The following is a 24,003-nucleotide window of genomic DNA, read 5'->3' as shown; positions in this document are numbered from 1 at the left end:
TAGACATTCTATCATTTTAAACCAAAAAGCCTTTCTGCATTGTGCACAAGCACTTTTGCCAAATTTTCTAGCTCTTCTCCCCTTATTTCAGCCATCTTTTTTACTACTTCTGCGACATAGCTTGGCTCATTCCTCTTGCCTCTATAAGGAACTGGAGCGACAAAAGGGGCATCGGTTTCAGACATAATCATATCTTGGGGCAAAGATTTTATAACTTCATCGTAATCATGAGTAAATGTAATGACCCCAGTGAAAGAGCAAGAGAAACCCAACTCAACAAATCTTTTGGCTTGATCTACATTCCCTGCAAAAAAATGACAATCTCCCCTAAGCTTTGCTCCCCTATACTCCTCCAGGATTTCAAGCACCTCATCGTACGCCTGCCTACAATGAAGCATCAGTGGCTTGTCGTACTTTAAAGCAAACTCGATTTGTTTTCTGAAAAGTGCTGTTTGTCTTTCTTTTTCTTTTTCCAAATTCTCTGGGGCGACTCTGAAAAAATCGAGGCCACATTCACCGATAGCGACGACTTTGGTCCGCCGGCTGGCGGATTGGATTAATTTTTCGAATTCAAGCTGGACCTCACCCCAACCCTCTCCTTGCGAAGGAGAGGGAGTCGGAATCGGATGCACCCCGATGCAAGCCCAGATATTTTCGTTTTCTTCCGCAATATGAACCGCTCGGCGAGAGCTTTCCAGATCAGTGCCAATGGTGATCGCCCCAATATTTTTTTCTCTCATTCTTTCTAAAACTTTGGGTAATTCCTCTCCGTAATCAGGAGAATCAAGATGGCAGTGTATGTCGATGTAATTTAAATTCATAACAATAGAGTATAGGTAACTACAAAAAATGTAAAAGAACCGCCCCGCCACCCTGTAAAAGATGGCGGGACTGGCCGCTAGGAACTACGTCCAGGACTCGAGCATGAAAAAGGATGTGCCTGCATTCCACACTTCACCGGCTCGAAGGGGGGAAGGCCCAACAAGCCACTTATCCCTTTCTTGGCGTAGACCGAAAATCATAATGCTTCCGTCCTTGCTTCGACCAAGGAAAAGATTGTCGCGCTCCATGAGGAGCGACCGCCTGTTAGCGTGAATCCACTCCATCTGCCTGAATGAAAGGTGGCTGCCTTTCTCGATGGCTAGAGCGGAAAGTTCTTCCGCGGTCACTTCGGGAGAACCGTAAGCGGCAAGGACCAAATCCAGAGAGATACAGCCACCCTTGTTTAGAGTGTAGGCCAGGCATTCCCTGCGAAAAGTGGGGCCCTCTCTTGTAGGAACCACGCGATGAAAATCTGGGTCCCGACGGAAACCCTCGATCCTGCCAAAGCGATGTGAGGACAGACTCGAATCGAGGGCTGGAATGTAAAAGCTGGACTCGAACACTAGGAGCGGCTGAGGAACCGCTAAAGAAGTTGCCACAGAAATACCTTCAATTGTAACCACGGGGGAGGACCTCCAAAACTAGACTAGTGCAAAAGAGCACCTGGGAACAATATGCCACTTTCTATATTTAAAATCAATCCTTAAATATCAGATAAAAAGAAAGTCCCCCCAAGCTCAACCAAGAGCTCAGGGGGAAGCAGTTACTGGATGGCGCTAGCGCTATGGAATCGCTTTGGCCCAAACTTCTATGATCGGATGAGGCCCTCGCGCACAAACCTGAGTGCCATCACCTTTGACAACGCGCACCATCTCCACAGCGCCGGGGACACGAGTGTAGATTTCAGCGTGCTTTGCGACGTGCAGTCGCACCTTGTGGCACGCACCGTCCGTTACCCGCATCGAGACCTTGTGGGCCTCGTCACAAAGCAATGTCTTATCGGGGTTTTCTATCTCCCCGACACAACCGCGAGGCAGGTCGGACGACTGACCATACACCTCCTCGCGATTTTGGTAAAGGTAGAAGCCTCCGGCTCCTGCCATCAAAATCAGAGCAAACACCACTAGTCTCATACAGCCTCCTAGTATACATTGTAGCATATATACCATAGAAAAGCAAGTATTCTAAAAAGACCCTAATATTAGGAGTTACCTAGTTTTTCCTAGGAAAGAGCGGAGTTTCGGGAGCTTTGTTTTCTTTGATTAATTTTTTGAGCAAAACATTGGTCGCTGGCATTATAGGATTTAGCATCCTAGCAATAGTATAAAGATCCTGCACCATTTTAGAGATAAGTTCCCTGCCCTTCACCTCATCCACTTTCACTACTTTAAATGGCTCAGTTTCTTGAATAAATTTATCTAGTTTACCTATTTCATTCCAAACATAATTAGTGGCTCCATTTAAATCAAAATTCTCGTAGAATTTGAAGTATTCGACAAAATCGGACTCCTCCGGAATTTCCGGACATTTATCCAAATATTTTTGAGAAAGAGTAAGAACCCTAGAAGCCAAGTTACCCAAACCATTGGCTAAATTAGCATTATAAGCTTCTTTAAACTTTTCGATGGTCATATCGGAATCCTCAAAATTTGAGAGTTCACGAAGAGAATAATAACGAAGAGCATCAGTGCTGTATTCAGAAACCAGATCAAATGGAGAAATGACATTGCCGAGAGATTTACTCATTTTTTGGCCACCAGAATTTATAAAACCATTGATGACAATGTGATCGGTGTTTTTGAGGCCAACACTCAAAAGCATGGCCTGCCACATGGCGGACTGTTGGCGTAAATTATCTTTACCACAGTATTGAACTGTTTCTCCTTCCTGCCAAAATTTTTGGAATGACCTCACCCCCGACCCCTCTCCTTGTAAAGGAGAGGGGGGCCACCCCAAACAAGAAATGTAATTTACGAGGGCGTCGAACCAAACATACATAACATGATCAGAGTCACCTGGAACTTCCACTCCCCATGGCATTTTTGACTTGAGACGAGAGATAGAAAAATCATGCAGACCCATTTCGACAAACTTTTTTATTTCATTAAAACGAAAATCGGGAATGACTAAGTTCGGATTCTTTTCATATAACTCTAAAAGAGGCTTCTGATAGTTTGAAAATTTAAAGAAATAATTTTCCTCTTCACGGATTTCTAGTTCCAAGTGTGGGTGGACTAAACACTTATCCCCTTCATCCAAATCAGAATCTTGCTTCTCAAGCTCACAACCAACACAGTATTTTATTTTATATTCTTTTTTATAAATATCACCTTTATCAGCACATACTTTCCAAAAATATTGAGCAGCTTTTTTGTGAGCTTCACTCGTGGTACGAGTAAAGTGTACTTCTTCGGAAATATCGAGAACTCGAAGCAAGTCGATAAATTTTTGAGCATATTCGTCGACATATTCTTGAGGATTTTTGTTTTGTTTCCCAGCTTCAGTCCAAACTTTCTGACCATGTTCATCGGTACCTGTGTTAAAAAATATTTCCTGTCCTACAAGCTTCCTGTATCTAGCAACGGCATCAGCTCGAATAATTTCAGCGGCAAAACCAACATGCGGATCAGCATTTACATAAGGCAGAGTAGTAGTGATGTAAAATGGTTTAGGCACTTTTACTTTTTTCGACATCAGAAAGGAATTCCATAAGAGCGGCGGCGATAGGAACTGAAATAATAACACCCATAAAACCGGCCAGCTTGCCACCTATAATAATGGCCAGGATGGAAACAATAGGCGGCACGCCTATGACTTTTTTGACCACCAGAGGATAAATAAGTTGGTTTTCAAACTGTTGGATGATGACATAAAGACCAATGACAAGGAGAGCTGGAGCGATGCCACCGCTCACTATCGATATAGCGACAGCAGGAATGGCAGCAAGAATAGGACCAAATACAGGAATTATTTCAAACAATCCCGCCACGACAGCAAGAAGCAAGGCGTTTTCCACTCGAAGCAAGGTGAGGCCAAGGAAAACTAATACAGCGACAATGACTGCTAGCACCAGCTGACCTTGCATCCATAAACCTATTTTATGCTGAGAGCGGCGCCACAAATCGATGATATAGGCCTCCTGCTTTTTAGGAATGACAATTTTGAGAAAACTAGCGACACCATCTTCCTCAACCGATAAATAAAAGGAAAGAACAATGACCAGAACGAAAGAAAAGATGCCACCAAAAATAGCGCTGGCGGTAGAGAAGAAGCCACCAGAAAATTTATTGATAACGGTATCGAGCTGACTGACGATATCAACCAGAGAAAAACTTTTAGTAATTTCTTGGAGAGGACTGTCAGCAAGAAAACCAGAAGATTCAAGTGGATTCCACACTTTAAGATCGCCCAAGTAGCCAGGTAAACTAGAGAGAAAACCTAAGGTTTCGCTTAGAATCGGTAAGAAAAGGAAGTAAAAAACGCCAGCAAGCAAAGCGATAAGGAGGAGATACATCAAGATGACAGAGAGAAGCCTCGGCACATTACGCCGTGACAAGAAGCGAGTACCCGGCTCGATAGCCGAAGCGACCACGATAGAGAGAATAACCACAAGCACAATGTCACGTAAGTAGAAGAGAGCTCCAAAGAAAAGAAGTACCAGCACAGCCCTAAACATGGTGCTCGTAGCAATGTTCGTCATTTTGGGAGAAGAAACAGCCATGAATAGATTATATCACAATGTCAGTATTTTAATAAAATTTTCTAAATCCTTTTCTCCATAATTACCGACTACCGCCATGTTGAGGCCCTCGTTCCTCATGATATCCCTAGCTACTTTTTGCAAATCTTGCGCCGTTATTTTTTCCACTTCCTCCTCGATATCCTTCGGAGTTTTTATCTCTTTTTTAAATAACTCTTGAAAACCATAAAACTCTGCTAAAGAATCGGAGGACTCGAGGCCAAGATACAAATGGCCCAGCATATAATCCTTGGCCTTGCGCAATTCCTCCTCTCCCACCTCCTCATCCCTAATCTTTTTCATTTCCTTCAGGATTTCCTTCACCGCTTCTTCGATACGCTTTTTATCTACTCCAGCAGAGATAGCAAAAAATCCATGATCGGTCAGTTTACGAGCACCCGCTCCGATGTAGTAGCAAATGCCAAGTTCTTCCCGCATTTTTTGAAAAAGCCTAGAGCTCATACCTTGGCCGAGAACGACCCCGAGCAGATTTAAAGTTCGGGAACGAGGATTGTACATATCGAAAGCCCTTACACCAATAATAATATGTGACTGATCCGTCTCTTTGAATTTTAGTTTCACTCTTGGCTCTGCTTGTTTTTCGATTACCTTTTCTTTTTCTATCTTTTCGCCTATTTTTATATTCTCAAAAGCCTTTGTCACTTTTTCAAAAGCAGTTGCTGGAGAAATATCGCCTGCGACTACCACAGTAGTAGCAGAAGCGACATAATGTTTTTGCATATAATCTGAAATATTTTCACGGGTGAAAGATTTTACGTTTTCTTCAGTACCCAATATTTCTCGACCAGCTGGAGTATCACCGTACAAGAGTTCTTGAAAAATTTCGCCGACAATTTCCTGAGGTAAATCTTTATACATATTCATTTCCTCGATCACTACCCCTTTTTCTTTTTCGATTTCAGCTCCTGGTAGAGAGGAGTTTTGATAGATGTCGGAAATAACATCGAGCATTTGATCAAAATGTTTTGGGTGCGACTTGGCATAGTAGTAGGTCGATTCTTGACTAGTAGAGGCATTGTTTTCCGCTCCTAAGCCATCGAATTCCTTGGTGATAGCAAGAGTAGTCGGCCTATTTTTAGTGCCTTTGAAAAACATATGCTCTAGGAAATGGGAGATGCCATTCTCCTTCCTACTTTCATACTTTGAACCAGCCTCAACCATAGCGGCGACAGTGAGCGAAGGCGCACCCGGCACTGGTACCACGACGATCCTCATACCATTTTCTAAAACTTTCTTTTGATAATTCATAAACAATACTCTACCTCACCCAACCCTCTCCTTGCAAAGGAGAGGGTTAAAACCCAAAACCAAAAAGGACCTACCGACACACAGGGTGCATCAGTAAGCCCTCAAGTTGTGGGGTGTTCCCCCAAGAGCTGTTCCAGTCGCTCGAGCTTCTCTTTGAACTTTGGATTCTTGCTTTGCTCGATGTCAGCTTGCATGGCAGCTATCTGGGCCTGCTGTCTAGAGATGAGACAGATGGCGCAGATCTGTTTGAAATCAATACCCTTACGTCGCATGGCAAGGACGAGGGCTTGCTTACCAGGAGAGGTAGATGGGGCTTCAAAGAACTCCTGCAACGTCATGGAAAAAATCTTGCAGACGTTCTTTGCGAAAATGTTGCTAGGTTTATCGTTATCGCTCAGCACCACAGGTGCTTTTTCTGCCTCATGATCTGGCAAACCAGCGCACCACGTGTGCAACGCAAATTCATGTTGAATTCTGCGAGAATGGACGAAGCCCTGAGACCGGATGTACTGTTCGTACTGCAGGTACTTTTCTTCCGTTTGGGCTAACACGGGAAGATAAGTAAGGACCTGAGAAATGTCGGCCGGGTCAATGAACTCCTTCAGCATGGAAGCGTCTTCATCCCCCTTCATAGAACAGAGGGAGTAGAGTTGGTAAAGATTCAGCCAAACAGTGGAAGGGTGCCGAAGCTCCCTGTCACTGAATAGATAGAAAACTGGTACGACAATGAGTGTTACTCCCGTGGGATACGGAAGTAGGATTTTACTTTTCTTCATGCTTCCGCTCCTTGGTTTTATTTTACAGCTTGGAACAATCTGTGCGTGAAGCTAACATTAAAATTGTTACGTGTCAACCATGCCTGCAACATAAAGCCCGTCTCGCAACGGGCTTTATGTTGCGGACGGGCGTGGGGACGAACTACTTGCCTCAACCGAGCTTACTGCCGATGAGATCTTTGGTTCTCTTAGCGGCAAGAAGATCAGCTTCTGTGGCGTTGAGCTTGGACTGCAGGGCGACGATGTCCCCCTGGAGCCGGGCGATCAGAGTGTCGATAGATTCCTCCGACCCACCTTTTTTCCCAGCTTTGCCAGAAGCACGGCCCCTTCCCCCCGGAACTTTGGGAGATTCGGGTGGTGGAGGCGGAGGCGAGTCTTTGGACTTGGAGGAGAATTTGAATCCCTCCTTCTTGAGCAGTGACTTGGCCGAAGCCATGCTCGGCTTGCTTGTATTGCGGCCGAGCTTCGTGCTCTTTTCCAGGAGCAGATTAACGTCACCCCCATCACACTCGGCTGAATACTTCCTGATGAAATCTTTGACGCTTAGGCCAGCGTCGGGATGTGTCGGCATCGGATTCTCTCCTTCTGGATCAGGGATCCCCTGATCATCATCTTCTTCTTCGAAGTCTGGATCTTCTTCCGGGGAATCACTCCCTGGTTGTGGAACCGGTAGCGGCTCCGGTTTCGGTTTCGACGCTTCGGGTTTTACCCCTCCCGCGCCGAGTGGTGGTGATTCAAGAGATTCGCCTATGACCCCCGACGACGCCGCATAAAGCAGAGCCGTAGGAACGTCGCAGTCAATTTTATTCGCTAACTCTCTTGCAAGGGCAGAAGCGGCACTGGCAGAGATCATCCCACCAGTAAATCCCTCTGCCTTCCTTTTCCACCAAGCCTCTGCGGTAGTAGCCAAAAAATCTTGCGCCACAAGGCCTCCTTCAATTTACAAACCCAGCAGAAGTATAAATTTATTTAAAATAAAGTCAATCAAAACACACTAACTGCATTCATAAATCAAAAGGGCATTCGCACACAAACATGCAAATGCCCCCTCACGATCTAGACATATCGGCACCAATAGGCCTTGCTATGGACTGGAGCTTTTCCCTGAAATTCGGATTCTTTTCCTGCTCCATGTCGGCCATCATGAATGCTGCTTGTGCTTGTTCCTTGGAAATCATGCAGACTGCGCAGATCTCATTGAAATCGACGCCCCTCTGCCTCATAGCAAAAACTGCTGCTTGTTTGGCGGGGGATGATGCATAAAGCGTGACGAATTCTTGAAGGGTGAAATTAAAAGTGAGGCGGGTACGCCTAACGATCAACTTCAGCACTAGATCAAGAGTCTTGAAAAACACTTTTGGTTTAGGAGTTTGAAAACCGTAACCTAAAAGTATTTCCATAAGCGCAGATCGTCTAGCAAGCTCCTCCTCGAATTCGATTCGAACATACCCACAAGAGGGACCGTGTTTAAACCAAACACTTTCGATCGACTGGCGTGCCATCTCACGGGTGAAATTCAAGAGGTCGCCTATTTCTTCTAGGATCTTGTGCTCGAGCGAGCCATCGTTCATGCCGTATCGCAAGCAAAAGGCTATGAAAACCTTTTTACTCACGATTTTCCTCAAGCTAGAGAGGAAGTTCGAATGGTCACAAACGAGATTCCTCAACTCCTTCGCGGCTTGAGAAACAAGCACGGCATCGGGTTTGTCGTCCTTGACAAGATCACCCAAATTAGAATCCTCAAAAGAGACTCCTTTCGAATAACCTACTGGATGTTCGAGAGAGTAAACATCACATCTCTTCATGATATCCAAAGCCCTGAGAATTTCTTGTCTGGACTTTCCCGTTTCAGCCATGATAGCTTCTGGGGAAACAAGGAGTTGGTCAATGGATTCACCGGCAGCAATTTTACGGATTGCCTTGCGGACATTACTCAAGACTCCATTCATGTGTACGGGAACTCGAATGGTCCGCGACTTGTCGGCAATGGCCCTCGTGATTTGCTGACGGATCCACCACATGGCGCAGGTCGAGAACTTAAACCCTTTACGATAGTCGAACTTCTTTGCACCTTTCATCAGGCCGACATTGCCTTCCTGAATCAAGTCCAGAAAATCCATACCGCTCCATCTTGTATATTTCTTAGCAACTGCTATGACAAGACGGAGGTTGTGCTCGACAAGTTCATTCCTGGCAGAAAGGTCACCTTTCAGTATTCTCTTGCCAAGACGAGCTTCGTCCTCCATTTTCAGGATCTTCCACCCACCAATGCTGACAAGGTACTTTCGCACAATGTCATTGTCAGGTTCATCTAGCGTAGAGACTTCTTCTTCAAGATCAGTCTCTTGTTCAATTTCGAAGAGCTCCTCTAGAGGTGGCTCGTCTGAAATTGGCTCTGTTTCAACTTCTTCGACAAGCTCCGGATCCCGGAACTCATCGATTGATACAACTCGAGCTTTTCTCATGGCAAACCTCCTTTCTAAGGTTCTGCTCCGATATTATCACAAGTATAATTTTTAAGATAACTTGCCTTTCAAAAATTGTACGAGTTCTGATTCGGCAACCCTTTCTTGTTTTCCAGTGTCGCGATCGCGAACAGTGACGCCTCCATTTTTCTCAAGAGTATCGAAATCGACAGTAATGCAAAATGGTGTGCCGATTTCATCTTGGCGGCGATAACGCTTACCGATGTTGCCATTGTCGTCGAACTCCACTGCCCCAAATTCTTTTTTCAAACTTTTATAAATTTCTCTGGCTTTGGCTACAAGCTCCGGCTTATTTTTCAAAAGTGGGAACACAGCGACTTTCACCGGAGCGATAGCAGGTTTCAGTTTCAAATATTCTCTTACTCCTTCTCCGCCGGCTGGCGGATCATCTTCAGTATAAGCATCGGAAAGGACAGCAAGAATAGTCCTGTCTACTCCAAGAGACGGCTCAATAACATGTGGCACAAAACGCTCTTTTCCGCCGGCTGGCGGATCTTCGTCAAAATATGACAGATCAATACCGGAAGCGGCGGCATGGGCTTTCAAATCAAAGTCGGTCCTATAAGCCAACCCGTACAACTCTTTCCTGCCGAATGGATAGTCGAATTCAAAATCGATAGTTCTTTTTGAATAGTGTGCCCGATCTTCATCTTTCACTTCCAATTCGTGAATGTGAGATTTATCTAAACCAATTGCCTCCATCCAAGAATGTATCACCATTCTCCACTCTTCAAAAGATTTCTCCCATTCTTCAGGGCGAACAAAATACTCCACTTCCATCTGCCTAAATTCACGAGAACGAAAAATAAAATCTCGCGGAGCTATTTCGTTTCTAAATGCTTTACCAATTTGAGCTAAGCCAAACGGAATTTTGGGATGCATACTGTCCACCACGTTTTTGAAATTTACAAACATGCCACCAGCAGTTTCCGGCCTCAAATAGGAAACAGAATTTTCGTCTTCCGTAGCCCCTACAAAAGTTTTAAACATCATATTAAACTGCTTCTCACCTCCTAATTTTCCGCCACAATCAGGACAGGTATTTTTGTCTTCTAAATGATCGGCTCGAAAACGATGGTGGCATTTTTCGCATTCGACAAGCGGATCAGAAAAGCCAGAAACATGACCAGAGGCTTCCCATGCTTTAGGATTCATGATGATAGCGGCATCAACCCCATACATATCCTCTCTATCCGTCACGAACATTTTCCACCAGAGATTTTTTATGTTGTTTGCCATTTCAGCTCCATACGGACCATAATCCCAAGTACCGGAAAGGCCACCGTAGATTTCGGAGCCAGGAAAAATAAACCCCCTCCTCTTACAAAGCGCCACTATCTTACTTAATTTATCCTCTTCTTTCATTTTTTTAATTTTTCCTTCTTTAAATCTTTACTTCTTTAAATTTACTGAACTACCTTATCATAACCCTCTTTAAAGCTCGAGTCAGTGAAGCGAGTGGTGAGAGCCGAGGCGTTTGAGAAAATATCGATAGTCGTAATTTTATCTTTAGCTCGCACTGTCACTGGGCCGATTATTTCAGGATTGGTACCTACCTGACTGACGCTCGGTAAAAGAGCGACTTGAAAAGCGACTTGTTTTGCAGGACCTTTGTACCCTGCCCCAGCCACAATCTGCGGCACCCTCCATATGACTTGGTGAGAGATAGGATCAAACACTATATCCTCTGTCCCCGGACTTTTGGCCCCTGTCCACTCCACATATGAAGGCAGAGTGGCAATGACTTCCACACCGGTGGCGGCATTGAAAGTATTGGCAAGTGACCAAACGATGGCGTAAGTAGTTTTCTGATCCACTCTCGGAGGGATGGGGCCAGTATTTTCAATATTGCCTTCCACTCGCACTACTTTGGGAACGAGAGAAAGTTCTGTACCAAGACGCACTATTTTTTCCAAGGTCAATTCTATTTTCTCGGGCTCGCCGGAATCGAGCACTCGCTCCCCCACTACTTTTATTTTTACTTTTATTTGAGACAAGGTACCAGCAGGAATGCTTTGGTACGCGATAGGATTGAAACGAAAATTCAAATCGACATCTTCGCCCGGAGCGAGGCTACCTAGTTCTGAAAGCGACCTCGCATCCCACAAAATAGTGTCATCGACTGAACGGAAAAAGCCGCCATTCCCAGCGTAGACCGAGCTCTCTGAAAAAGCTCCTCCGGAAAGAGCGGCTTCTACACCCACGTTGAAAAGTCTGCTGGACAAATTATTTATTATTGAAAGTTCCCCATTCACTGTACTGACACCCGTAACTACCGGCTCACCTGAAGAAGAGCCGACCGTGAGATCAATGCCGACAAAAGGTTTCTCTACAACAATCGATTCGTTGGTGGAGGTAAAGAGGACACCTATTTTCCTTTCGTCATCGGGACTCGCGGTACCAGAACTGACTTTGAATACTCTTTCCTCATTGTCGACGCCAGCCAAAACGCCAGAAATACGAATGACCCTTTTCTCCCCACTTTTAAAACTCATTTTCCAAGTATTGTTATTGAATGATGGGCTAGGAGAAGCATTAGTGAAAGTGAAACCGAAAGGATATTCGACATTCAAAAGAAAATCCTCGATGTTTTCGTTTGAATTGGAAGCCACTTCGACAGAGAAATTAATATTTTGATTTGAATTTATTTCCTTGGGATAAGTGGAAGTGACTATGACAGGAGCAGAGCTGATAGAAATCTCATGTGACTTCTCTTTATAAAAAAGAGCACTGGAGTTTTTCACTCGATACTCGACCACGATGTTGAACTTTTTGACTTCCTCCTTTTCACCAAAAAGAAAAAGGCTGACTGATTGCACTCCCTCATCGCCAGATTCTACTGTGCCTAAGTTGAAACTCTGACTAGTGAGCTCTTTGGAAAGATCGTCGATACTTCTCGCACCAGTAGGGTATTCGACTGTCAGTTTTACTGCTTCGAGGTCGGTATTATTTTTATTGATAGCTTTGATATCGAAGCTGACATTTTGACCGCCGCCCACGGAAACCGGGCCGACCACTTCGATATCGACATTTTTAGAGGAGATGGTGTTCACCCCGCCGGAGAAAACATAGACGGCAACAGCGACAGCGATGACGAAAAGAGAGGCAGTAATAGTGAGAAATTTCTTGGCAAAAGTGTGACGCTTTTCCGCTACATGGGCAAAGCGAGAAGCTAGAGCGTCGAACTTGCTGTTGCCTTTACTATCCCAACTTTGAGGAGTTTCAAATTCCTCCTTTTTGAATTGAGAACGTGGAGTATCGATAATATCAGGAGTTTTCCTCGAGTATATACCTCTTTTGAGCCTATCCAAGGGCTCGTTGTGTTTGAAATCTTCCATTAATACGATTATATCACGACTCGTACACAGCCTTAAGCGAGTTATTTATAACGACTATTGCTCGTTTTGCATCTTTGGAGATTTGCTCCAATTCCTCCTCGCTTTCACTCACAAGCCCTTGGTTTTTTAAAATTTTCAAAACTCCCAGTCGCTCGACAGCGTCGACTGCCTGCTCACTCGACTTTTCAAGAGAGAGAAGAAAATCAGAAACTATTTCATACAAATCCGTATTTTTTTCTTCGCCTGTAATTTTGGAAAGCAAAAGAAATACTCGAGAAGCGATGGCTCTCTTTTGAGAAGAATCTAGAGTATAAAAAAGGTTCTTCCTATTTTCCGCGCCGACCACCTTCCATTCATTCCTACCTCGCAAAAGAGTAATGTTACCCTCCGCAAAATCAGTGGTAGAAGAGCGTAACTTGGAATTGATACTGCGAGCACTTTGGACACTGGCATAAATAATACCAAACTCCTTTGTGAAAATATTTACACTTCTACTCGCCTCGCCTCTTTCACTGCCCCGCATCACTATGCCTTCGGTGTTGTATTTGTGATACATGAAAATTGAGGTTACCCAATTTTAATTTTCAATTCATAATTTTCGATTTTCAATTCTGGGCCGTCGTTGTTTTGGAAAACTATTTCTGATAGGTTGGTCGGTTTGGAGATTTCGGATTTGGCAGATTCGATGAAAATTTGACCTTCGGCAGAAGTTTCCACTTGCAAAACTACCTTCTGATCTGGAGTCAGGCCCTTCTCTTTACGCAAATCCTGCACCGCACGAATAAATTCCCGCACATGGCCTTCCCTGGCAAGTTCAGGAGTAATAGTCGTATCAAGCCAAAAGCCGTTTTCTAAATTTCGATCAAAAATAACTTCTTTAATATTTAATTCATCTTTTATCAATTCAATAAACTCATTTTTATCTTTCAATCTATCATCTTGAATTTTAAGGGTCTGCAAAGGTTGACGAACTTTTATGCCTGCAGCATTGCGAGCCATGAGTGCCTCAGAAACAACTTCGCGAGTCAGCTCCATATCTGAAATTAATTTTTCATCAATCTCACCCACTTTAGGCCATGAGGTAAGATGCACGCTCTCGCCGTGGCCACCGAGCGATTGATGTATGTGTTCGGCGATGAAAGGGATTATAGGAGCGATGATTTTGGAAAATTCGCCCAACACAAACTTTCCTGTTTGAATCACTTGTCCTCTCTCTTCCGCATTCTCACTTTTAAAACGATCCCGAGAACGCCTCAAATACCAGGTAGAAAAATCTTCAATAAAATCTCTCATCGCCCGACACGCCTTAGCTGTATTAAAACTATCGAGCGAATCCGTAGTCTCTTTTATCGTCTGGTTCAATCTTGAAATAACCCATCTGTCCAAAACACTTTCTTTGATTTTTATTTTTTGAACATCTTCTTCAGAACTTCCTTTATACATTTCAAAAAAACTAAGGCAGTTCCATAAAATATTTACTACTCTATTATGAGCTTCTCTCAACTCTTCATCTCTAAAATTTAGATCTTCAGCTTGCATCACCACGCTACTCATAAGATAAAACCTAAAAGCATCAGCTGAGAATTTATCAAGATTAACTAGTGGATCGGTATAGTTAGACTTCGATTTCGACATTTTACTGCCATCAGCGGCAAGAATAGTGCCTGTTGTTACTACATTTTTAAAGGAAACCGAATCAAAAAGAGCTACTCCTAAAACGTGCATATAGTAAAACCATGTTCGCGTTTGAGCGATATATTCTGCAATAAAATCTCCCGGGAAACGCGATTTGAATTCTTCTTTATTTTCTGAAGGATAATGCAATTCGGCAAACGGCATTGAGCCTGATTCGACCCAACAATCAACAACTTCGGGTATCCTCTTCAATTCATTCCCCTTCTCATCCACAAGTTCCACTTCGTCTATATAAGGCTTGTGCAGATCGAGCTCATAATTTTCGTTGTGAGGGAGTGGAACAAATTTAAGTTCATTTATCTCAGCGTATTTTGGATAATGTTCTTCAAGAATCCAAAGCATGCTGGGAATACTTGCCCCTTCGGCTATAGCCTGAGCCATCCACACAGGATCTCCATGAGAAATAATGAGAATATTTTTGTTCGTGAACTTACTTTCAATCTCATAGAGAAAATCTCCTACTCGCTTCTTAACATCTAATTCATTTTCTCCGCCGCTTGGGTGTTTATCGAAAAGCTCTGGCGTATTGGGGTAACACTTTTGATACTCATCAATGGTCTTGCCTTCAAATTCACCGAAATTTAATTCTGACAAGCGGACATCTTCAATGACGGCTTCTGTTGGCAAGCCCAAGGACTCTCGAATTATCTCTGCAGTTTCTTTGGTACGTACAAATGGTGAGACAAAGATAAGATCCACCTTTTCTTTAAATTTTTGAGAATTTTTTAAAACAGCTTCTCTGCCATCGTCAGTGAGATGATGCAAATTTGTTGCCTTCCCACTTGCGATATTGAGCTCATTGTTCTGCGCTCGCCCATGACGCATGACGAAATATTTGTTACCACTTTTCTTTGTGTGCTTTTTTAATTCTTCGATCGAGCCGATCACTATTTTCTCTCCTTTTTCATTTTTCCAAATAGGTAAAGGTGAGGCCCAATAACGATTGCGAGATATCGTCCAATCAGGAGCATTCTCAACTATGTTTTGAAAACGCCCATGTTTTAAATGCTCAGGTACCCAATTTATTTTTTCATTTAATTTCAGAAGTTTTTCTTTTATTTTCTGAATATTTATAAACCAAGAAGAAACGGCGTTGTAGATAAGAGCTGTACCGCAACGATAACAGTGTGGGTAAGAGTGCGTATTATTCTTGCGTTCAAAAAGTAATCCTCTATTTTCCAAATCTTCTTTTATTTCATTTTCAGCCTTTTTTATAAATTTGCCTCGCAGAAATTCTGGAGCGTCATCGTTGTATTTACCTCCAGCGTTAAGTAGTGGCACCATAGGAAGCCCCTCCTTCAAACCAAGTTGATAATCATCCTCTCCATAAATCACAGCCGTGTGGACGACACCGGTACCTTCTTCTGTATTTACGAAATCGGCTAGATAAACTTTGTATGCTTTATCTGACTGCCCTACTTTCGGCACGTCAAATAATGGCTCGTATTCCAAACCAGCTAATTCAGCACCTGTTATTACTTCAGCCTTTAGATATCTTGGATCCTCTCCAAAAACACTTGTGACTAAACCATCCGCTACAAAATAAAATTTACTCAAAGGCGCATCGTGAATCCTGCGATATAAAATATTCTCTCCAACCGCCAAAGCAACATTCGCTGGAAGAGTCCATGGTGTGGTAGTCCAGGCAAGAAGATAAGTATTTTCATCTGAAGTAAAATCTCCAATCTTTTGACCAGATTTTAGATGAAATTTAATAGTAACTGCTTCTTCGGTAATATCTTTGTACGAATTGTCCATAGCGATTTCAGCTTTGGCGAGTGGCGTCTCACAATGCGGACAGTACATCAAAACTTTCCTGCCTTCGTAAAGCAAATCCTTTTCATTCATTTGAGAAAGCGCCCACCAGACGGATTCGATATACGAATTGTCCATAGTTTTGTAGGCATTCTCGAACTCAACCCAGCGACCTATGCGTTCAATATATTGCTCCCAATCTTTGGCATACTGAAGAACGGTATTTCTCGCTTCTTTGTTGAATTTACTTACTCCCAAGGTTTCAATATCCTTCTTAGTTTTTAGCTCGAGCTTTTTCTCTACAAGAGATTCAATCGGTAGGCCGTGGCAATCCCAACCCCAACGACGGCGCACATTATAACCCTGCATAGTTTTATAACGAGGGATGACATCTTTTATTATTGATCCAAGTAAACTTCCGGCATGAGGCAAACCAGTGGCAAACGGCGGACCATCATAAAACACAAACTTCCCATGAGGAGCTACTTTCTCTAAAGACTTCTCAAAAATTTTATTCTCCTTCCAGAATTTCAGTATTTTTTCTTCTCGTTCAGCTATTTTGCTTTTGGCTTTAGACTCTTCTGACATTCCAAAAATATAACAGTTTTAAAGGCTTTTTACAAAAAAGATAAGCGCGCTCCCGAAGGAACGCGCTAGTAGGTGAAGCAACCGCCCAGTCCTAATTTTCCTGGACCTGAAACTTCGAGCAATCCAAGAAAGGCGCCTAGCTGGTCTTTTTACCGGGGCCAAGGGCTTCACCTAGTATAATGATAGCATAGTTGATTTTAAAAAACTTACCCCAAAATTAAATAGGCCTACGATCCTGTAATTTCGGGATGAATTTGCTTGTGGGCAAATTTACATTCTCTCGGGAACCTTGATTCCGAGAAGGTAGAGACCGTTTTTTAGGACAGTGGCAACAGCTTGGGTAAGAGCCAGTTTGTAAGGAGAAGCAGGGTCGGACTCGTCAATTATTTTTTCGTTAGCATAAAAACTGTTGAAGCGAGATGCGAGATCAAGCAAATAGGAAACTATTTTGTGTGGAGCGTATTCTTTATAGGCTGTCTCGACTACTTCTGGGAATCTGTAAAGCATTCTCTCTAAATCAGTAGTTTTCCACCCAACACTAAGGGTCACCCTTGGTGTTGGGGATTTTGTGGTGTAATTTGCTTTTTCAAGAACAGAGTTAGCTCTCACAGCTGCATATTGCAAATATGGCCCCGAATCACCTTCAAAAGAAATAGAAGTATCAAAATCAAAAATAATGTCCCCCCCGATCGCCTGCCTTAATATCGAAAACTTGATAGCTCCAATCGCTATCTCCTCCGCAATCTTATCGTCATCGATTTTTTCTTTGATCTTTTCTTTGACCTGATCAATGAGCGATTCGGCTGTAATAATGTTACCTGTTCGGCTAGACATCTTGCCCTCTTTTAACTTGAGCATGCCGTGGGACAAATGTTTAAGTTTACCCCTGAGCTCTGGAAATATTTCTCCGATAGTAACTTCCGCCACATCAAAAAAACTATCCTGCTCATTGGCGGTCACCGTGATCGACTGCGTGTAATCTGGCCATTTTTCTTTCTTTATCTTTGCGAGCCCCACTTCCTTCGCTTCATATGTCGGTAAACCTTCTTTACTCAAAAAAACTCGTGTGTGTGTCTTAGGTTCAAAATTTTCCCCTTTAAATATAATTGCCCCTTCCGACTCTTCAAAAACCTTGCCGATATTTTTACTAACGATTTCTTGACCCAGCTTACCGCTTTCACTCTCAAAAAAGTGAAAATCGAAATGGCTGTCTAATTTTAAATAAATTTTCTCAAAACTTTCTAAACTTTCGGCTCTTCCGGTATCGTATAAATTATTTATTTGCTCACTACTCCTGTCATACACTTTTTTATTTATTTCTACTATCTTCTCTTTATTATCTTCATACTGACTCGCTCCATAAGCATAGGCTTCCCCCCAACTAACTTCCGGCTTCTGCAACTTACCCCATACAGCTTTGGCCACATGAAGCCCGACATCACCATGATAGCTCGCCACTTTCGTTTCAGCGCGGTTTGCCTTGATAATCCTCGCTACAGAGTCACCAATCGTGTTTGGCATAAGGTGACCGATATGAAATTCTTTAAAAGGATTTTGTTGAGTGTGTTCTATAAAGATTTTCTGGCCATCGAGCAAATTACTTTTTCCATAATCATCTCCTTTCTCTACTACCTCTGTTATCACATCAGTGAAAAACTGTTCAGTCAGGAAAATATTTATGAAGCGACCATTTGCGAGTTCTATTTTTTCTATTTCTGGTAGTTTTTTAGAGTTTAAACTTTCAAAATCGTCTTGGGGATTTGTAGAATGCGATACAAAAGTAAAATCACCGCGTTCCATATCTGCCGGGTGTTCCAGGACTAATTTTTCTATAGCCAAAGTTTCCTTGATCCAGCTTTCGATTTTTTGCTTAATCACAAAGAAATCTTATCGAAAATGAGTATAAAAAGCCATCCCACGCGCGGCGGTAACCGAGCGTGGGAATGGTGAACAGGAACAGAAAGGAAGGGCTACTTCTTGCTATTAGCCAGCGCTCGCTTCATCTCTTCTTGTTTGCGAGCCAGCTCGCGACCAATGTAGAGGGCGTGGGATATTTCGGAGATAGCGACATCACGAGCGAGCTTTCGCTCGATCTCTTCCGCCGTTTTACCTCGATATTCGGTAAGTGGCATCCCTTTGTAGGAATGCTGCAGCACGATCTCCCAAGTGTCGCGATCGATGGTCATCGTAAACTCACCATGAGGATCCATGCGAGGACCGTGCTTGCCGGTCGCTGGGTCGTACACTTCGTCCGATTCCTTCGACGTCGCGATGCGCTTGGCCTTCTCAAGAGAAGGCAGATCGATCGAGATGGAGTGGCTGACGACGGTGATCGCGCCAGGCTCCATATTTGCAAGGTTCGCGACAAATCTCTGGATAGCAATCAGACCGTAGACATTCTCCGGCCAGGCTTCCATGGCATTGTGTGAGCGAAAGGTGGCGGTGAGAGTGAGGCGACCTTCGAAACGGCGAAAGAAAGCCGTGACGAAGCAGGGCGTGTCCGTACCTTCTATAAGGTCGCGGGTGTTATCCCAAAGCGTGAAGTAAGCGTGGCGCGAGTCGGGTTTTTCGCGCAGGCGCTTGGCCACGATTTCGAGCGAATCGCTACCAAAGTGCTGGCGGAGGCGGTTGCCGTAGGTGTAGCCCAGGTCATATGGCTTCCCCGGATCGAGAATGCGACACTGGTAAGCTTTAAACTTTTCCAGCAGGAAACCGTAACCACGCAGAACCTCGTCGGATTCTTCACGTGCCTCTTCGATCACCACCTTCACATTCTGAAGTTCGACGCGCCCTTCGAGGCCCGTCTTCTTCGCGACCATGTTGCGATGACCAAAGCGGTAGAGGCGGAAGATGAGCTCGGCGTAAGCTTCCATCGGAGTGGCGCGAACGATCGTGTGCCCTCGAGGATTGGAGGGATAGCGTGTGACTTGAGGCTCCGGGATTTCCGGAGGTTCGATACGGGGCAGGACACATTCTTTTTGTTCCGGCAGTTCCCCGAAAAAAGTCTGGAGAGACTCTTTCGTCGCCGGATCACCGACATCTCCAAAAACAGAAAACTGCGGTTCCTGGACAAACATGTCGGGAGTTACTTCTCCATCGATCACGCGATTGGTACCGCGAATTCTGGAAGCCTTGGCTCCCAGGAATTCCACTTCCTCGAGACCTTGCTCGAAAAAGTTGACGAGCCACTCGAGTGAGCCGGACAAATTTTTGCCGACTATCACGATGTAACGAATCTGCGGGTTGTGAAGCAGGTTGCGCAGCATCTGGGGCAAGCCGTTGCCGTAGAGATTGGCGATGACAGAGATGCGAGAAGTAGCGGGGTCGAGATCAACCCCAGCTTCTCCTAAAATCTTTCGCGCCGATTCAGTTTTGGACCAGAGAGTGCATATAGCCACGTCTCCAGTTTCATTAACGATCGGCAGCAGCCGATCGCCGTAATAAAGCGATTCAAACTTGAGCATTGTAGCCTTTCTATTCTGCTGTGTGGGTTCAGGGTCTTAGGTTTTTATACCATTTACAAGACCAAATTGAAACCTAAATGTAAAACTTGTATCCAGGGAGCGCTCGTCATATACTGAGTTCATGAAAGAGAAAATAACCCTCATAAGGAAAATGCCACTTGAGGAGCTCTATGAAAAATTGAAGGATATAGAATTTAGAGGCTTGTACAAAAAGGACGGCCGTATAATAAAACCCTATAAAAAAGCTAAATTTTCCTTAGCCACTGTGTACCCTCCAAAATCGATGGGAAGTTACCCCACCATAAAAACGAAAAATAAACAGGAAATACTATTTTCCCCTCAACCGACTGTATATCTAAATCAAGTAGATATCATAAAGACAGTTGACGCTTTTCTATCGAACAAGAAAATGAGTATCGACAAGATGGATTGTGCCATAGAATACGATTGGCAAAATCGAGGCGTATTTCATATGTTGCCACCTATTATAGAAAAACATACTTATGATTTGAAGGATGGCTATATCGACTTAGACAAGATGTTAAAACTTTTTAAAGATTTCTATGTCAAAGACGCTAAATTCAATTTACATGCAATTACAGATCGATATTTTAAGAATTATTTTATAGACGAAGTAAGCGCTATCAAACATCTTGATATTTTTAATTCTAATGCAGGCCTTATCAATTATGGTTTGAAATTTAACGGCAAGCACGACTTTCATATCGTTTGCGATGGGGTACACAGAATCGATTATGCCATCGAGCATTTAAACAAACCGATAACCGTCATCCTAGTAGAACCTAAAGAAAGAAGCCTAGTGCCTTACTATGCTTTCCCGATGCCCTTCTTCCCTACTATCAGGCTTTCAAGTAAGCAGTCGGAAAAAATGTATCCTCGACTAGAACGCGATAAAATACACTTACTAAATGATTTTATTAAAAAAACTCTTCACTATGACTGGTCACCAGCAGGCCTTAGTGTAAGTAAACTTAGAAGTAATGCAGATATCAACTAAAGATAAGGAGCTAGAAAAATTGAAGGAAACCCTCTCCCTTTCTGTAACAAAAAAAGAGGGGGAGCGAACTGCCTCCATCGCTTACTCGAGCAGTGGGAAAATGTATTGCGCTGGGTCCGTGGCCTCGGATACAAATTCTTTAAACATAAGTTCCGAACAAGCTGTCCTTGTGTTGTCAGCTTTAAATACTGATTACGGGATAGAAAGAATAGTGACGATAAGAGAGGCTTCCGGTGACACTTCTCTTTCACCTATCGTCGGCAAAATAATCATTGACCACAGTATGAGAATCGAAAAATCCATAGAATACAAGATCGTGAATTTATCGGGAGAAAATATATTTGAGAGTAAAGATATCTCAAAAGAATTTAGTAATTATAAACCAGAAAAAATAATTATAGGTAGATTCCAAAATTCTAAATTTCAGGAAAATCATCTGCAGTTAAATATAAGCGAGCCTTTGGAACTAAAGCCGTATGCCATACAAGGTCTAGACAGAAATTTCCCTCTATACGATGGAGCTTCAGGTTATGGCACAGCAGTAGCTACAAAAAACGGCAAAGTGTATTTCGGCGGACAATATTCAAGCCCAGACAAAAGGCTAGGCTTACACTCCGAAGTCACTTCTATATTAAGTGCACTCATGGATAAAAATCATGAGATAACAGACATAGGCATCGTGTCATCAAAATATCCTGACAGTCCCTGCGATATGTGTGGTATCTGTCGCCAATTCATTTCTGAAATATGCGCCAAGTTCGATATTTCTCCTAAGTTACATTGTTTCTCCAAAGATACAGACGAGTATCGAACATATAAAATAGAGGAATACTTGCCATCGTCATGGACAAGCAAAAAGTGGAAGTAGCTAGTTGACAGGAAAGCTCATTTTGATATAATGGAGTCACAGTTTCCGAGGCGCCCCGAGAGGGGTTTTTTAATAGATCTGAAATAATAAAAACAAAATGGGCATAGGAACATATTTGAAAGAAACCAGAGCAGAGCTTACCCACGTCAGCTGGCCGACTCGCAACCAAGCGCTGGCTTTCACCGTAGTCGTGATCATCGTGTCGATTTTGACATCACTATTCCTCGGACTCTTCGACTTTATATTTTCAAAACTTCTCGCCCTCATCGTGTAGTTTAATCTTTGCTTCTTTTCTTTTTTCCATCTTTTAATTTTAAAACTATGTCTAAACAACAAATACAAGAAGGTAAAAATTGGTACGCCATCCATACCTACTCCGGTTATGAGAACGCCGTCTCTAGGAATTTGAAACAAAGAATCGAATCGCTCGGCATGGAAGATAAAATTTTCGATGTGGTGGTGCCAACAGAGAAAAAAATAAAAGTGAAAGGTGGTAAAAGAGTGGAAGAGGAAGAAAAAATATATCCTGGATATGTACTGGTGAACATGATCGTCACCGATGATTCTTGGTATGTGGTACGCAACACACCCCGCGTCACTGGCTTCGTCGGATCAGGAGTGTTCCCTGTGCCCCTCGAAGAAAAGGAGGTAGACGAACTTTTTAGAAGGATGAACTCAGACACTCCGAAGCACAATATCGACGTATCTGAGGGCGACACAGTGAAGATAGCTGATGGCCCATTCAAAGATTTGGAAGGCAAAGTGGGTGAAGTAGATCAAGAAAGAGGAAAAGTAAAAGTACTGGTACCGATGTTTGGTCGGGAGACTCCAGTGGAACTCGACTTCTTGCAAATTAAGAAAATTTAATGTAAATTGGTCTATCTATGGCAAAAAAAGTAACCAAAAAAATAAAGCTCGTTTTACCTGCTGGCAAGGCTACTCCTGCCCCTCCTGTGGGAACAGCTCTCGGCCCAGCTGGTATCAACATCGGTGAATTCGTCACCAAGTTTAATGAACAGACTCGCGACAGGATGGGCGACACTATACCAGTGGAACTCTCAGTGTATGAGGACAGGACTTTCGATTTCATACTGAAAATATCTCCTGCTTCCAGCCTTATCCTCAAAACTCTAGGCATCGAAAAAGGAGCGGGCAAAGCCCCTTCACAAAAAGTAGGCACTTTGACTAAGAAACAACTGGAAGAAATTGCTAAGACAAAAATGCCAGAACTAAATGCTCACGACGTAGAAGCGGCAATGAAAATTATCGCCGGCACGGCAAGGTCAATGGGAGTAGAAATCAAATAGTTTAAATTAAAAAAGGTCCTCCTTGGGCTACTGTACCAAAGGGGACCCTTTTTAATTTTGTCTTTAAATATTACTTGATCTCGTAAGTCAGGCTGACTTGCGAAGTTATTTTCGACTCGCCGACAGGGATTTCAGCTTTCATAGGTGCAGCTGAGCTCCTCACCATATCACCTCCCATACCTTCTCCATAGTAAGGCGTCGGGTAGCCACTATTGTCATTGAAGTAAAGCATTTTGCCGAGGCGGACATCCAAATCTTTAGCCAATTTCTTGGCATTTTCTTTAGCTTTCTCTATCGCTTGCTCGCGGGCCATGGCCACATATTTTTCTCTATCATCCACAGTAAAATCAAGTCCGCTTATGTTCGACACTCCTACTGCCCCCACCTTGGTCACCAAGTCACCTGCTTTTTCAGTATCCCTTACTTTCACGGTGATAGTTTGACTCACTTCATAACCGTTCAGGACATTTTTACCTCCAGGACAAGGAGTAGTGATGCAATAGATCTGCTCCCATTCATATCTTGGGTAAACGTTGTAACCAGTAGTTTTAATATCTTTGTCTTCCACTCCAGCTTCTCGCACCGAAGAGAGCGCTTTGTTTATTTTGGTATCAGCTTTTTCTTGAGCCTCTTTCACAGTCGCTCCTGATTCAGTGACAGAGAAAGAGAAACTGCCGATATCAGGCACGGCGAAAGCTTCACCTTCACCCATGACCATAATGGTTCGTTGCGGATAAATTTCTTTACCGATGTAACTCATTCTTTTCAGACCAGTAATTACCTGGACCAAGAGAAAACAGGCCAGTAAAAATATAGCCCAGGCTGTATATTTGGAAATCCTCTCCCCGCTCGTACCTTGGAACATTTGATTGAACATA

Annotated in this window: 21 protein-coding genes; 5 read left to right on the top strand and 16 right to left on the bottom strand. The window is 43.4% G+C overall.

The window, feature by feature from the left end:
* Positions 1-11: 11 nt before the first annotated feature.
* From VJH67_02580 to VJH67_02510, 15 genes are all read right to left on the bottom strand, one after another.
* Positions 12-821 (bottom strand): TatD family hydrolase, encoded by an 810-nt coding sequence (locus tag VJH67_02580; GenBank protein HEY4516048.1) that lies wholly within the window; start codon positions 819-821, stop codon positions 12-14.
* An 84-nt stretch (positions 822-905) separates the two neighbouring features.
* A complete protein-coding gene (locus VJH67_02575; GenBank protein HEY4516047.1) occupies positions 906-1,169 on the bottom strand; it encodes a hypothetical protein in 264 nt (87 codons plus the stop codon).
* Between the two features lie 435 nt (positions 1,170-1,604).
* Positions 1,605-1,955: a hypothetical protein gene (locus VJH67_02570; GenBank protein HEY4516046.1), complete on the bottom strand. Its 351-nt coding sequence runs from the start codon at positions 1,953-1,955 to the stop codon at positions 1,605-1,607.
* Positions 1,956-2,034: 79 nt separating this feature from the next.
* The gene (metG, locus tag VJH67_02565) at positions 2,035-3,516 is read right to left on the bottom strand and encodes a methionine--tRNA ligase (protein ID HEY4516045.1); all 1,482 of its coding nucleotides are present in this window, start codon (positions 3,514-3,516) and stop codon (positions 2,035-2,037) included.
* Complete coding sequence (locus VJH67_02560) at positions 3,491-4,543, bottom strand: AI-2E family transporter (protein HEY4516044.1); 1,053 nt, start codon at positions 4,541-4,543, stop codon at positions 3,491-3,493. The genes metG and VJH67_02560 overlap by 26 nt, the downstream gene beginning before the upstream one ends.
* Before the next feature lie 12 nt (positions 4,544-4,555).
* A complete protein-coding gene (locus VJH67_02555; protein HEY4516043.1) occupies positions 4,556-5,830 on the bottom strand; it encodes a pitrilysin family protein in 1,275 nt (424 codons plus the stop codon).
* 101 nt (positions 5,831-5,931) lie between these two features.
* A complete protein-coding gene (locus VJH67_02550; protein ID HEY4516042.1) occupies positions 5,932-6,462 on the bottom strand; it encodes a hypothetical protein in 531 nt (176 codons plus the stop codon).
* 295 nt (positions 6,463-6,757) lie between these two features.
* Positions 6,758-7,531, bottom strand: coding sequence for a hypothetical protein (locus VJH67_02545; GenBank protein HEY4516041.1), 774 nt, complete (start codon positions 7,529-7,531; stop codon positions 6,758-6,760).
* Between the two features lie 124 nt (positions 7,532-7,655).
* Entirely contained in the window at positions 7,656-9,071 is a 1,416-nt protein-coding gene (locus VJH67_02540) for a sigma-70 family RNA polymerase sigma factor (protein ID HEY4516040.1), read from the bottom strand.
* Between the two features lie 51 nt (positions 9,072-9,122).
* On the bottom strand, positions 9,123-10,457 hold the full coding sequence (locus VJH67_02535; GenBank protein HEY4516039.1) for a glycine--tRNA ligase: 1,335 nt from the start codon (positions 10,455-10,457) through the stop codon (positions 9,123-9,125).
* Between the two features lie 41 nt (positions 10,458-10,498).
* On the bottom strand, positions 10,499-12,430 hold the full coding sequence (locus VJH67_02530; protein ID HEY4516038.1) for a hypothetical protein: 1,932 nt from the start codon (positions 12,428-12,430) through the stop codon (positions 10,499-10,501).
* A gap of 13 nt (positions 12,431-12,443) precedes the next feature.
* Positions 12,444-12,986: a recombination protein O N-terminal domain-containing protein gene (locus tag VJH67_02525; protein HEY4516037.1), complete on the bottom strand. Its 543-nt coding sequence runs from the start codon at positions 12,984-12,986 to the stop codon at positions 12,444-12,446.
* Between the two features lie 11 nt (positions 12,987-12,997).
* The gene (locus VJH67_02520; GenBank protein HEY4516036.1) at positions 12,998-16,468 is read right to left on the bottom strand and encodes a class I tRNA ligase family protein; all 3,471 of its coding nucleotides are present in this window, start codon (positions 16,466-16,468) and stop codon (positions 12,998-13,000) included.
* Between the two features lie 270 nt (positions 16,469-16,738).
* Entirely contained in the window at positions 16,739-18,346 is a 1,608-nt protein-coding gene (gene argS / locus VJH67_02515; protein HEY4516035.1) for an arginine--tRNA ligase, read from the bottom strand.
* Positions 18,347-18,438: 92 nt separating this feature from the next.
* On the bottom strand, positions 18,439-19,932 hold the full coding sequence (locus VJH67_02510) for a thymidylate synthase (protein HEY4516034.1): 1,494 nt from the start codon (positions 19,930-19,932) through the stop codon (positions 18,439-18,441).
* 121 nt (positions 19,933-20,053) lie between these two features.
* Here VJH67_02510 and VJH67_02505 point away from each other — a divergent pair, with 121 nt between their 5' ends.
* From VJH67_02505 to rplK, 5 genes are all read left to right on the top strand, one after another.
* Entirely contained in the window at positions 20,054-20,950 is an 897-nt protein-coding gene (locus tag VJH67_02505) for a hypothetical protein (protein HEY4516033.1), read from the top strand.
* Positions 20,934-21,818, top strand: coding sequence for a hypothetical protein (locus VJH67_02500; GenBank protein ID HEY4516032.1), 885 nt, complete (start codon positions 20,934-20,936; stop codon positions 21,816-21,818). The genes VJH67_02505 and VJH67_02500 overlap by 17 nt, the downstream gene beginning before the upstream one ends.
* Before the next feature lie 97 nt (positions 21,819-21,915).
* Positions 21,916-22,092: a preprotein translocase subunit SecE gene (gene secE, locus VJH67_02495; GenBank protein ID HEY4516031.1), complete on the top strand. Its 177-nt coding sequence runs from the start codon at positions 21,916-21,918 to the stop codon at positions 22,090-22,092.
* Positions 22,093-22,139: 47 nt separating this feature from the next.
* A complete protein-coding gene (gene nusG / locus VJH67_02490) occupies positions 22,140-22,685 on the top strand; it encodes a transcription termination/antitermination protein NusG (GenBank protein ID HEY4516030.1) in 546 nt (181 codons plus the stop codon).
* A 17-nt stretch (positions 22,686-22,702) separates the two neighbouring features.
* Complete coding sequence (rplK, locus tag VJH67_02485; GenBank protein ID HEY4516029.1) at positions 22,703-23,125, top strand: 50S ribosomal protein L11; 423 nt, start codon at positions 22,703-22,705, stop codon at positions 23,123-23,125.
* A 70-nt stretch (positions 23,126-23,195) separates the two neighbouring features.
* Here rplK and VJH67_02480 read toward each other — a convergent pair whose 3' ends face one another.
* Positions 23,196-23,990: an SIMPL domain-containing protein gene (locus tag VJH67_02480; GenBank protein HEY4516028.1), complete on the bottom strand. Its 795-nt coding sequence runs from the start codon at positions 23,988-23,990 to the stop codon at positions 23,196-23,198.
* Between the last annotated feature and the right edge of the window lie 13 nt (positions 23,991-24,003).

It is taken from the genome of Candidatus Paceibacterota bacterium, assembly GCA_036517255.1.
In the GTDB taxonomy this organism is placed as follows: domain Bacteria; phylum Patescibacteriota; class Minisyncoccia; order Phycocordibacterales; family WO2-35-19; genus DATDXE01.
The sequence above is the reverse complement of the archived record's forward strand: the minus strand, read 5'-3'. Positions and strand labels throughout refer to the sequence as shown.